Origin of the sequence: Candidatus Paracaedibacter symbiosus (genome assembly GCF_000757605.1) — a bacterium.
GTDB lineage: Bacteria > Pseudomonadota > Alphaproteobacteria > Paracaedibacterales > Paracaedibacteraceae > Paracaedibacter_A > Paracaedibacter_A symbiosus.
The window spans coordinates 102929-115424 of sequence record NZ_JQAK01000005.1; the positions used below are offsets into that span (position 1 = coordinate 102929).

Sequence of the window (12496 nt, forward strand, 5' to 3'; positions counted from 1 at the left end):
GTAGTTACGTAATAACTTCGTATAGCATACATTATACGAAGCTATACGATTTTTAAGTGATTGATCGTGATTTGCAATCATTTTTTGCCTCTTGAAAATTATTGGCGTAGTTCCCATGTATTTTTATATAAAAAATAATTTTCTTCTTGATAACTTGTCGAGTAATAATATGCTACGTTTTATCAAATTTTTAACCTTTATAAATCTTTCCCTGGTTCCCTTGTCTGCATATGCTTGTATGCATTATGAGGAGCTAGAACTTCAAAGAAAAAAATCTAGCATTATTCGTAAGAATTTTTCAAATGAAGGTAACTGTACTATTGCTCAAGAAAACTTTGAATATGTAGAAGGAGAGTTAAAAACCTTATCAGAACATTATTGGTACGACACGGATCTCAAAGTTTATTATGCACGTGTCCTTTTTAAACAAGATAAACTGCAAGAAGGCTTAAATGTTTACGCTCAAGCGCTTATGTATGAAGAAATGCCTCAAGAGCGAGTAAGTGAATATATGTTTTACCTTAAAGAAATTGGAATTAACGGGTGTTTTCTTAAGTCATTAATAGATGACCTTGATTGCTGTATTCAAAATCCGCCGAAATATGCTGCTTTAAAGAAAATCGGAACAAAAAATCTAAAAGATTTCAACCAAAAAATTAATTTATCGTTTATGAAAGAAGTAACTGAAGTACTTGGCCTATTGAAAAAATTACCTACACAGCACTGTTATGAAGCGACTTTATCAATTTTTTTAGCTACTTTAGAGGCGTATAATTTAAGCTCAGTAGCATCACAGTTAGTTGGTCAACTTTATAATCAAGGTGATGGGGACTTTTCTCCTTTCTTACGAGAGCGCTATGCATTCCTTTGTATGGTGAATGAAAGGAAATATGATAGGGCCTTACAGCTATACGAATCTATCCTTGGTACGGAACTAGATGCTGATAATCCATACCAAACTGGGCTCAACTATAATTCACTTGGGTTTCTTTATTATGCGGCAGGTAACTATAATAAATCTATACAAGCATGGGAAAATGGTTGCTTATTAAAATACGACCCGGTTCTTGTAAAAAATTTAGCCTGCGCACAAATTTACGCAGAACATTATGAAGATGCTCTTAAAAACTTGCAAACACTTATGAATCTTCCTTCCGGTGAGCTAAAAAAGCATAAAATTACCAATTTTGAGACAATTTATAGACTTGCCCTACAAAAAGCTGGTCGCACTGATGAACTTCAGGCAATTTTGCAACGATGTTTAGAAGCAAGTTTCGAAAAACGAAAGAAAAGAGGTTTGTTGATCAAGAATGCTATAGAACAAGCTGGGCTAATAGAAAAACAAGCAAAGCATCTTGGTACAGAACACGGTAAAAAATCTGTGGCAAAACAGACAAAAATAACAGAGTTCTCATCTAAGGAAGAGCCTACTTTCTTGGACGAACACCTTACATCCATAAAAAGTAAAAGAACAAGAGAACCACAAATTGAAAAGAAGCCGAAAATAAAGACAAGAGGTGTAGCGCAAGCTCAGGTAGCTCCTATCACCACCATAGAGCAAGAAGTAAGGCCTATTGTTACTATTGAAACATTACTTAAGCCTTCTTCAAACCCTTATAAAATCTTTTGTAAATTCTTTGAGCGCTACGAAGGTAAAAAAGATTCACAAGTTAAAATTTCAATGACAGCATTAGAAACCCTGATGGCAGCATTGGGTCAGGACTTTGATCGCTCAAGTGGGAAAGGATCCCATATAAAAGGCAGGTTTAACTTTCAAGATGAAATAAACGAGCAAATGGTCATCCTTTCAAACCAAATTTTTCTTATCCCAGCTCAAATTAAGAATATTCGTGAAGATTTCTTGCTTTATAATTTTTATCCAAAACATCTAAAAGGTAAATTAGAAAGCAAGGGGCTTATCTAACCTTGGTTTTTTATCAGACTTCTTTCGAAACTATCGTCTTTTGCCCTCTGGGGGCGTCAAAATTTTATTCACAATCCTCATGTACTTATACCAAATTCAAGAAAAAAGAGTTAATAATATAGCATGATCCTAACCAAATAGGAATGTAGATGAAAGCCACAGAAATCCGGATCGATAATATGGCTCTTCGAAAAGCGATACAAACAGCTAGAAATTGAACTGAGGCCTATCACCAATTACAGGGACTCATTAGAAAAATCTATCGTGGTGTTTTTAAAGGAAAAAAAGTAGTCAACAATCAAGTCAGCGCCCATGCAGTAAGACTCGTGGCAAATTGTATTATTGCTTACAATACCATTATTTTGAACACCGTTTACGAGAAAATACTTAAAGAAATGGTCAAGCCAGCAATTATTGAAGAATTTGCCAGAATTTCACCGATTGCCTGGGGGCATATCGCCTTTACTGGAAAGTATAATTTTAAAAAGAGTGATGGTGATATCGATGTAAATGCAATGGTCCGTGCACTTGAAAAACACTTAAAACAATACTTCTGGAAAATAGCCTAACTCAGAACGAACACTTTTGGGGGTTCTTCCACAGGACCCCTATCAGCGGCAAATTACGTTGACTTATCTGGTAGCCCAATTAAAGACAGGGCTTCCTTTTGGGGATATCAATAAGCGTACGCAGATATTTGTGTATGAAGATGGTAAAAAACAAAAAGTTAGATCCGTTGATATTTTAAATGATCGTTGGATGAAAGATCAAATCGATCATATAGAAGATATGCTAATATATAATTTCTTTTTGTCAGCTATTGTATTTTTGACTACTTTTCTGGGCTTTATGGGGCTTTGGGTATGGCGAGGGAAAGCGCGCATGAAGAAGGAAATCCTGTCAGGATCTAGGGAAGCCTCGATGAATGACGTTATTAAGATTATGCGTCAGAAAAATAAGATATCGGATATTTATTTAGATAAGATGCCTTTGTTAAAAGATAGCGAGACAAAACATATTTTACTTGTCGGAACAATTGGTTCTGGGAAAACAAATACCTTTAATCATCTTCTCCCTCAAATAAGAAAAAGGCAACAAAAAGCCGTGATTGTGGATACCACCGGTGTGTTTGTGGAAAAGTTCTACAATCCTAGGACAGATATCATTCTTAATCCTCTAGATGCACGTACACAAGCTTGGGATATATGGAGGGAATGCGAAAATGATATCCACGCTGATGAACTGGCAGCAAGCCTTGTACCTCAGGCTCTTCATGATCCTTTTTGGTCTGATGCAGCACGAACATTATTTGTTGAAACGTTAAAAAAATTAAAGCGGACAGAGAATCCCTCTTTAAAGTCCTTGGTAGATTATGCGATTAACCAACCTTTATCTGAAATACAAAACTTTTATGCGGGAACACCTGCTGCTTCTTTAGTAGATAAAGCGGGAGATAAAACTGCAGCTTCAATCCGCGTCAATTTAGCGACTTATATTCGCTGTCTCTTCCTTCTAGAAGAATCCTCTTCCTCTTTTTCGATTCGCAAATGGATACAAGATGAAAAGCAGACCGGATGGCTCTTTTTGACAGCAATGCCAGATCAAAGAGAAACATTAAGGCCTCTCTTAACCACTCAATTAAATGTAGCAATTAATTCCTTGATGGGATTGCGCCCTGACCATGATCGCCGAGTCTGGTTTATTATTGATGAGAAGCCTTCTCTTAATAAAGTAGAAGCTTTACCTAAAGCCTTGGCGGAGATACGTAAGTATGGTGGCTGTATTGTGGCTGGACTCCAAAACATTAGTCAGATTGATAAGCTTTATGGTCATGAAGTTCGAAAGACCATGTCGAGCTTATATAACACAAAGGTATTTTTTAGAACGCCTGACTCGGATACAGCGCAGTGGATTGCCAAAACAGTGGGAGATCATGAAATAAAGGAAAGCAGTGAAGGGATTTCCTTTGGGGCCCATCAAATGCGAGATGGTGTTTCTATTAATGAACAACAGAAGAGTAAAGCTGTGATTCCTTATACAGAATTCATGTCAATTCCTGATCTTAGCGCCTATATTAAATTACCAGAAGATTATCCAGTGACTCGTATTACCTTTTCTTATAAAAACATTGAAAATAAAAATGTGGCCTTTGTAGGAAAGCCACACGTAGTGGAAAGAACTGCATTAGCTAAACAGGTAGATATTAAGCCTGATAAAGGAGAAATGGGAGAAGTTTGTGGATTTTAACTTTTTACCATATCTTTGAGAGTTTTGGAGGCAGTAAAGGAAGGAACTAAGGTAGCCGCAATAGTAATAGGATCACCTGTTCGTGGATTGCGTCCCTGACGTTCTTCCCTTTTAGTCACTTTAAATGCTCCAAAACCTGCAATATTAACAGAATCGCCTTCTTTCAAGCTTTCTTTAATCGTTTGAAGGATTGCATCCAAAGCTTTGCTGGAGCTGCCTTTATTTAAGCTTGCAATTCCAGCAATCTTTTTAACTAGTTCTTCTTTATTCATCTTTAATTTCTCAGTGGTAGTTAAATTATTGTCAACAGTAAGACAAAGTTTAGAAACATGTCTATGTTAAATGCTATGATTTTTTTACACCATTTACGGTGAAAAACAGCTCTAACTCAACAAGATTTAGTCAGTAGGCCCAAATGTTAAGCTAGCTGTAAAAGCCGCCACGGGAATGGAGATGAGATTTTAAACGATAAAATTATTTTCACCTATGATATAAAGAAAAAAATGAGGTGACTCATGCTCTTACATCATCAACTGACTCATATTCTTAATTATATCTTATGCCGTACTCCTCTTGCTTTTATGGTCCTATTTTCTCTAGCTGCTAAAGCCATGGACCATCCAGAAGGGCATGATCTACGAGAGGAGGGACAAGGCCCCAGTTATGTTGAGAAACTAGAACCTTTTGTAAAAGGCACCTCAAAACTTAAGTATACTTTTTGCTACAAACCCCAACAGGGGTCTTTGCAGAAAGATAGCTCTCAACAAGGAGAGCCTCCTCCTACTCCTTATGTCATTCAAGACGGATTAGTAGCCAAAGTCACAACGGAAGAACCAAAATCAAGAAAGCAAAGTGGTTCCTCTTCTTCAGACAATTGGGGTCAAGTCCCATCCCCCTCCCAGTGGCCCCACCGTGTTCACGGCCATTTAATGATGCGATTTGAAAAGGAAGAAATAACTGTTGGGTCAGGTATTTTAGTAGGGCCTAACCATGTCTTAACCGCAGGCCATAATCTTTATTATAAAGGGCAATGGGCCAAGGAGATTTGGTTTACCCCAGGTAGAAAAGGAAATTACTTTCCGTTTGGGTATAGCAAAGGATGTATGCTGCTTTGTCATCAACAATGGCTGGACCCTAAGTCACGCAAAAAGGATGATTATGATTTGGGAATGGTTATCCTAGATCGAGCGGTCGGGAATGAAGCCGGGTGGTCAGGATTACTTTACGCGCCCGATACCTACTTTGATCAGTGGGAAATTACTGCAACAGGTTATCCTGGCGAAAAAGGGAGTAAAGATTACTATTCAACCGAAATGTGGGAAGGGAAAGATGAAACTCAAGAGACGGTATTTACTTCTGAAACTATTACCTATAGCATTACGACCTCTTTTGGGCAAAGCGGCGGCGCCATTTGGCGTCAATGGCCCAGTCCAACCAATCCAGACCAAACTAACATTTTTACCATTGGTATTCATACAGAGGGAGGCGCCGGTGGTAAGAATAAGGGGGTTCGCCTTACAAAAGAGAAGTTTGAGGGAATTATCAATTGGATAAAGACTTATCATTTAAGGCAAGCTATTGATTATGGGATACCGCCACCAACATTGCTGCCACTCACTAAGGTGGGGGGAATGGCTACAGCAGATGAGTGGTGGAACCATGGGAACACCTTTTTTCAACAAGACAAATATGAAGCGGCGTTTACCTGCTTTTATAATGCTGTGATCACTGCTAGTGACACAGTACCCGATCATATGTTATTAAGCTTAGCAGATTGCTATAGTCAAGGAAAAGGCACTCCCCAAAATTATCTGGAAGCCTTTAATCTTCATATGCAAACGGAAAATCCCCGTAAATCTCCCAAGTCCTTATTTCTGATAGGAAAATGTTACCTTGATGGATTGGGAGTTCCTAAAAGTATTACTTCTGGATTATACTTTCTCACAAAGGCAGCAAAACAAAAGGATAAAGAGGCGGCTAAAGAGCTTTGCCTTTTTTATTCTGACCCGGGTAAAACCCAAGACCTAAAGAAAGCAGAGCAGTATCGCAAACAAGCCCAAACTTTGGGTATGCTAATTCCATCCCCTCTCTCACTTCTTGACCATCATCCAAATGTAAGGCGTTGGAAAAAAGTAGAAGGAGAGGTTTTAAATAATTTATATGAAGCCCCTTCCGTTGAGGGATTGATTGACAGTTATCCTGAAGGCTCAGACAAAAGCTATTTAACTTTACTCTGGGAACTTCTAAATAGCAGTAATCAAGTCACAATTTCTTCTGCCCATAAATCAGTTATATCTGGGATGGGGGGAATAGGAAAAACATCTCTTGCCGCACGCTATGCCCATGAAGCCTTAGTAAATAAAGCCTATAAATTAATCTACTGGCTTGGTTCTGAAACAGACGACAGGCTTAAGGAGGGCTATAGAAACCTTTTAGAACTCTTTGATGTGACAGTTAAAGAAACAGATCCCTTTGGTAAACTCTTGCCGTTGCTCAATAAGAAACTCCCCAAGCCCTGGCTTCTTATTTACGATAATGTTCCCGATTCTAGATTCTTAGATAATAAGACACTCACAAATGGCCACATTCTAATCACCTCTCGGTGTCAGGAAGGATGGGGGCATGAAATCTTACCCCTTGATGTATTTTCTCCAAAAAACGCAGTTGAGTATTTATTTGAGAGTATCAATCCAAGTACTCATCAAATTGAACGAAACAAAGAAACCGAACAGGTAGCCGAACAAACTGCTGAAGAACTGGGTCGTCTTCCCTTAGCTCTCTCTCATGCAATAAGTTATATTAATTTTAAACGTCAAAGTGATCAAGGATATGGATTTGGTAATTATCTAGAGGACTTCAAAAACGGCTCTTTAGCACTTTTGAGGTCTAATTGGCGTTATTTAGGAAAAAATATAACTCTTGATTATGGATATCTTATTAAGAATACTATTACAATGGCCCAAGGCCTTATTAGCCCCTGGGCGACCGAGTTATTAACCTATTTTAGTTACATTGATCCGGATACAATTCTAAAGGAAGCATTTTTCCCTCGTATTCCTGAAGAAAAGGAAACAAAAGAGGAGCGTTTAAAGCGCCTTTCAGTAATGAAGGAAATTGAGGAAATTGGTGATGCCTTTTCAGAGCTTGTCATTTTCTCTCTCATCAAAAATAATGGCTCCTCCTTTTCTATTCACCGTTTGGTGCAATTGGTACAGAGAGCTGACCAAGAGTCAGCAGAGAATGTAAGGGATCTTCCTCCCTTGCTTGAGGGGCTTGTCTCAAGATTTTCCTTCTTTTGGCAAAACCTTTCTCAAGGTTTCCAAGGAGCCTATGGCCTCTCTCAACTCCATCAGAAGAATTCTATTATGCTATCCCATCTAGCAAGGATTGAGGATCATTTAAAGCGCCTTTCAGTAATGGAGAAAATTAAGGGCAAGATTTTGCTCTTAGAAAGTCAGACTCAGAATTTGCAAGGGTTATACAGAAAAACCCATGCTTTGTTAAGAAATAAGGTTTTTGAGCAACGAGAAAAGGAAACCGCTCTTTTAAAAGAAATAGTGCATAAGGAAATTAGAGAAGCAGGGATCAAGTTGACTATGGAAGAGTGTCAAGATCTTTTGTCTCTCTATCCCCAAACCTATCTAAGTCACCAAGAGATCATTGAAAATGCCCGTACTTTAGAAACAATCCCCCCCCTGCAACGACAAGATTTTGTCAGTATATTTAAGCAATTGCCTTTAAAGAAAAGAGAAAAATATAGACATAGTGGCATTATGGCTAAGTTTGCAACAATTGATGCCAAGGACTGGGAAGAGGTTATGAAAATAGCCCAACATCTGTTTGCCCAAAAGATAGGAATGTGTGACTCGGACAGCCTTATAAAACAGATTAAAAGTGTTGCTGATCTAGAGGAAGGAAAAGACCCAACGAAAGTTCCAAAATTCAATAGAATTATTGAGTTTCTAACTACTCTTGATACAGCACGGCGAGAAAGATGGTTAGCAAGAGCACAAAAGGTGTTTACAGAGGAAATAGATACAGACAGGGGGATAGAAATTGTTAAGAGAGTTAGCTGTCTAGAGGCAGGGAATTGGGACAGATATAAAAATCTTGGCCACCTAATACAAAGAGTCGACGGAGAAAATTGGGATAGATTCAAACGACTTATTAAAGAAGTGAAGGCTAAACAAAAAGTTGATAAGAAATATCAAATAGATGAAGAGAAATATGAAGAGATTAGGGAGGCTCTAGCAAAGATTGATATCCAGCATTGGGAGAAGCTTATTCAATTTTTAGAAGGCTTATTTACAAAAAACACGCCGGACCAGGTTCGTGTCAAAATTATTGAGGGGTTTATAATAAAATATAGGGAACAAGACAACACCTTAATAAATTTCTTAAGAAAAATAGACAACAAGGATGACCTTATTCCAATTCTTAATACTTTGGCAGAAATTGATGTCCAGTATTGGGATAGATTTACTACATTTATTCGCCACATATTCCTCAAAGAGGAGGATAGAGGCATCCGTCAGAGCATTATCGAGGCACTTCGAAAAGTTCATATTCTTCAAAACTGGGATGGGTTCAAAAAGATAATCCAGAATCTGTTCATCAAAGAGATAGATAAGGATATTAGAAAGGGCATCATCGAGGCTTTATCAAAGATAGAAGTGCAAAATTGGGACAAGTTCACAGGGATAGTTCTAAAGCTGGGTTCCCCAGTGATGAATAAAGATATTAAAAATACCATAATTAAGTCCCTAACAGAAATTAACCTCCAAAATTGGGATAATTTCATAGAAAGTACTCAAAAATTTCTCGCATTCAAAATGCTGAGGGTAAGTGATAAAGTGCTTATCTTATTTCTTCAAAAAATTATAAATAATGAGACAACTTGGAATAAATTTAACAAAATTATTGAAGAATCTTTTCTAAAAATAAAGATGGATGAGTATAAAACTAGCATACTTATTGCTGGATTAATAGAAATTAACACCCAAAATTGGGATAAGTTTATTAAATTTATGCCTAATTTATTTCCTAGCGAAGGGGACACTACTACTTCTGCCGGTAGGATTATCGATACTTTTGCATCATTCACTAGCCAAAAATGGGATAGACTTATTGAAATTGCTTCCCAGCTGTTTACAGAAAAATTATATGGATTTGTTCGTGATGTAATTATGGAGGCTCTTGCAACAATTAATATCCAAAAATGGGATAAATTTATGCAGGTCACCAAAGAGCTATTTGATAGAGAAATGGATAGGTATATTCGTGCCAAAATTATTGAGGCTTTACCAAAGATTGATGTTGAATATTGGGATAAATTTACAAAGTTTTCTGTTCAGGTATTTACTCCGGAGATGAATCTAAATTTTTGGGACAGCATTATTGGCGTCCTACCAAAGATTACTGACCTGCATTGGGACAAATTCAAAGAGGTAATCCAATGTCTGGTTGCCAAAGACATGAGTTGGAAAATTCAGTCCCGTATCATTGAGGCTTTACCAAACGTTAATGTTCAAAATTGGGACAGACTTGAGGAAACGAACCCAGAGCTATTTGTTTTTTAACGACCAACCTATTTTAGCTGTTCAGAGCAGCAGACTCCATACTATTAAAGCCGGTTTATGGTAAGCCTTTGACGCTAATCACGACGTGAGTGGGCCCCTGGCAATTTAAAAGCTTCTAACATTAACTTATAGGCAGGCTTATTTTTACCGCGAGAAAAACCTACTATATTTAGTTCACCAATTCCGTTATCCTCTCTTTCATAATAAATACAGCGGCCTTTCTTATCCTTCCACTTGTTAAGGGAAGCAGTATCTTCAAGTTTTCCCCCTATTACAAAACGTGTATAAAAATTATTGATTACGAACTCTACTACCCCTTCTATGGCCCGCTCTACCTCTAACTCTTTTTTAGTACTATTTAAATCAATAGTGATATTACCATTGTTAACTGTACTGAATATTGATTTATGTGTAATTTCTTTTTCTCTCTGCCCTCGTTTAGATTGAAAAACAATGTAACGTGGTGAAGTATTGCTTGCCCATTGTTCTAGCATTTCAAAGACCTTTTGGTGAGGATGACTATAATCAAGGCCGGTACTAAATATACAAACCTCAGGTTTAATTTTTTCTAAATCTTTAAGGCGTGTAGAGTGGTGAGAATTACTGCCATGATGACTAACAAGAAGAATATCTGACTTCATTGTCCAGGTCTTTTTTTACACCTCCTCGTTGCTTGCTCCCAGGCAGGATTAGTAGCATCTCCCGTTAATAAAATGGATTTACTTCCTTCACAATATATTCTTAAAATAATTGAATTATGATTATAATTTTTGGAGTTAATGTCTGCATTCATAGCTAGAAGTTGTACTTTAGGTGGAGGTGAGTTTTCTTTTTCAAATGAAAATTGTATCTCTTTTTCAAAGTTATCTAAATCTAACTCCTTACGATTTTGTTTTTTAAGAACTTTAACTAAATTTGTTGTATCTTTTGCAAGATTATTTAGAAAATTTCTAAATGGTAAAGGATAATTTTTCCATAAGCCGCCTAAAACTACTTTTTTAATTTTCTCCAAGCTTTCTTTATCAGAAAATATAGCTGGAATTAAATTGAAATGATCATCATGCGGATGAGTAATAACAATTTTTACTTCTTCTACATCTTGAATAATTTCTTTCATTTCTTGAATTCTTTTATTCTTAAATGCCTCATCGGCAGATTCGCCAATTTTATCAAGCTTTATTTCATGATAATTATCCACCTCGGTCAAATGTTGATGGAGATCGGAGTATTTCATACCCTTACTTCCTGCATCTACTAAGAGACACTCCTTCTCATAGCGTACTATTACAGCATTTCCCTGTCCCACATCAAAAATATCTACGGTAGATGTAGCAGATGCTAATTTATGCCAAAAGCACAACCCAATAAAAATTAAATATTTTTTCATTCGCTATTCTTTCCACTTAAAATTTAAGATTCTATTACTATAATTATGACGCAATGAGAAAACTAATCTTCCAAGTGATTCTTGATAGATTTTTAATATTAATGTCAAGGTTAATATAGCTAATGAAATATCAAGCAGATGGCTGTTGAAATACAGTCAAAATGGATTATTAATCATACCAAGGTATAAATACCACAGGTTTTATCATTAACTTGTCTATTTGAAATCACGAGCTGTTGCCAAAAAATAAATAGGTTGAGTGCTCTTTTATGGATAAACCTCAAATAGTCGAGTAATCCAGGGACGCTTACTTGAGTGTGCCGCAGAAAGAAATAAGAAGGAAATATAAATGAATTAGTATTTCTAACAAGCCTTACAAATGATGAAGGTAGGCCCTTCGGAATCGGCTTTCAGGAGCAGGTTTCAAACCACCTCAAGCGGCAATTATTAAAAGTCATATCCCTCCTTGAAATCTCACTATTTCTAAAGAGTTCTCTGATTTTGTAGCTGCTGTTGTTGAAGTGATCGCTGTTCAATAAATTGGAGACGTTGTTGCTCTTGCTTAGCTTCAATGCTTATTTTTTCAACAAAGGGTGAAGCGGAAAAAGAAGAGTCTTTAACAGGATCTTTGATCATTTCCTTGATAAGAAGTGTTTTAGCAGCAACAATGATATTTTCACTTTTTGGATCGGTTTCTACCCCTTTAGTATCCGCTAATGCAGTAGCACCTTTTACAAGTGATTGTTGATTGGAGTCAATATGAGATGCTTGCTGGTGAATGAAGTCCTTTATCTGTGCATGATGATTAGGTAGCAGGTTGACTAATCGAATCGCTTCTTGCCCCAGAATGGAGGTGAAAGTAGAATCCATCGTTGGATTGGGAAGAGAGATATTAAAAGCAACTTGAGTGGCAGCGTTACTCCAACTTTCACGAAAAGCGGTGGCTGCTTGAATACTTTGATAAGGCATCTGAATCCTTAAAGAATCTGTTTTTTCTATAGCGACAGCTTGCATCCAAGCACTTTTTTCTGCCTGAGCACGATCAATTAAGGGATGAGAGGATGGATTCTTACACATTTTCCGCGTATTGAGTGCTTCTCCTGTGGCATAGACACATTGTTTCAATAAATGAAGATCCTCTTTTTCAGATAAAGGTCGACCATTTGAGATAATATCTTTAAGGACGTTGTATGTTTTATGAACGCGATTAACAATATCTTCAGCAGCGTCATACTGAGGATTTCTTTCTATAATAGCTTTAATTGTTTTAATTGACGCAGTAGCACTTTTATTTTCTTTAGATGAAGAAAGAGATGCGTTCTGTCCATCTTTTTGTGAAAGAGGAGCTTCAGTTCCACC

Annotated in this window: 7 protein-coding genes and 1 pseudogene; 4 read left to right on the plus strand and 4 right to left on the minus strand. The window is 37.0% G+C overall.

All coding sequences use genetic code 11. The annotated features are described in order from the left end of the window. Positions 1–115 precede the first annotated feature (115 nt). The 3 genes and pseudogenes from IG80_RS0110435 (at position 116) to traD (ending at position 4171) form a co-directional block, all read left to right on the plus strand. Entirely contained in the window at positions 116–1924 is a 1809-nt protein-coding gene (locus IG80_RS0110435; RefSeq protein WP_032113985.1) for a tetratricopeptide repeat protein, read from the plus strand. A gap of 233 nt (positions 1925–2157) precedes the next feature. Further along, positions 2158–2493: pseudogene (locus IG80_RS14215) on the plus strand (Tn3 family transposase); the annotation flags it as partial. Between the two features lie 16 nt (positions 2494–2509). Beyond that, positions 2510–4171 carry a type IV conjugative transfer system coupling protein TraD gene (traD, locus tag IG80_RS0110445; RefSeq protein ID WP_032113986.1) on the plus strand — a complete coding sequence of 554 codons (1662 nt, stop codon included), beginning with the start codon at positions 2510–2512 and terminating at the stop codon, positions 4169–4171. Here the strand turns inward: traD and IG80_RS0110450 are convergent. Next, positions 4168–4443 carry an HU family DNA-binding protein gene (locus IG80_RS0110450; RefSeq protein WP_032113987.1) on the minus strand — a complete coding sequence of 92 codons (276 nt, stop codon included), beginning with the start codon at positions 4441–4443 and terminating at the stop codon, positions 4168–4170. The genes traD and IG80_RS0110450 overlap by 4 nt on opposite strands. Positions 4444–4686: 243 nt before the next feature. Between IG80_RS0110450 and IG80_RS0110455 the strand changes: the two genes are divergently transcribed. Further along, positions 4687–9750: a DUF7779 domain-containing protein gene (locus tag IG80_RS0110455; RefSeq protein ID WP_032113988.1), complete on the plus strand. Its 5064-nt coding sequence runs from the start codon at positions 4687–4689 to the stop codon at positions 9748–9750. A gap of 74 nt (positions 9751–9824) precedes the next feature. On the opposite strand, the gene IG80_RS0110460 is transcribed toward IG80_RS0110455, so the two are convergent. The 3 genes from IG80_RS0110460 to IG80_RS15875 form a co-directional block, all read right to left on the minus strand. Continuing rightward, positions 9825–10391, minus strand: a complete 567-nt coding sequence (locus tag IG80_RS0110460; RefSeq protein ID WP_032113989.1) for a hypothetical protein — start codon at positions 10389–10391, stop codon at positions 9825–9827. Then, a complete protein-coding gene (locus IG80_RS0110465) occupies positions 10388–11137 on the minus strand; it encodes an MBL fold metallo-hydrolase (protein WP_032113990.1) in 750 nt (249 codons plus the stop codon). Before IG80_RS0110465 ends, IG80_RS0110460 begins: the two co-directional genes overlap by 4 nt. A 483-nt stretch (positions 11138–11620) precedes the next feature. Beyond that, a partial coding sequence (locus IG80_RS15875) for a hypothetical protein (protein WP_032113991.1) occupies positions 11621–12496 on the minus strand: 876 nt, incomplete at its 5' end.

What these genes read in the sequence shown, in the direction of transcription:
- IG80_RS0110435 (WP_032113985.1), top strand. Translation starts at nt 116, where the DNA reads ATGTATTTTTATATAAAAAATAATTTTCTTCTTGATAACTTGTCGAGT.
- IG80_RS0110450 (WP_032113987.1), bottom strand. Translation starts at nt 4,443, where the DNA reads ATGAATAAAGAAGAACTAGTTAAAAAGATTGCTGGAATTGCAAGCTTA.
- IG80_RS0110455 (WP_032113988.1), top strand. Translation starts at nt 4,687, where the DNA reads ATGCTCTTACATCATCAACTGACTCATATTCTTAATTATATCTTATGC.
- IG80_RS0110460 (WP_032113989.1), bottom strand. Translation starts at nt 10,391, where the DNA reads ATGAAGTCAGATATTCTTCTTGTTAGTCATCATGGCAGTAATTCTCAC.
- IG80_RS0110465 (WP_032113990.1), bottom strand. Translation starts at nt 11,137, where the DNA reads ATGAAAAAATATTTAATTTTTATTGGGTTGTGCTTTTGGCATAAATTA.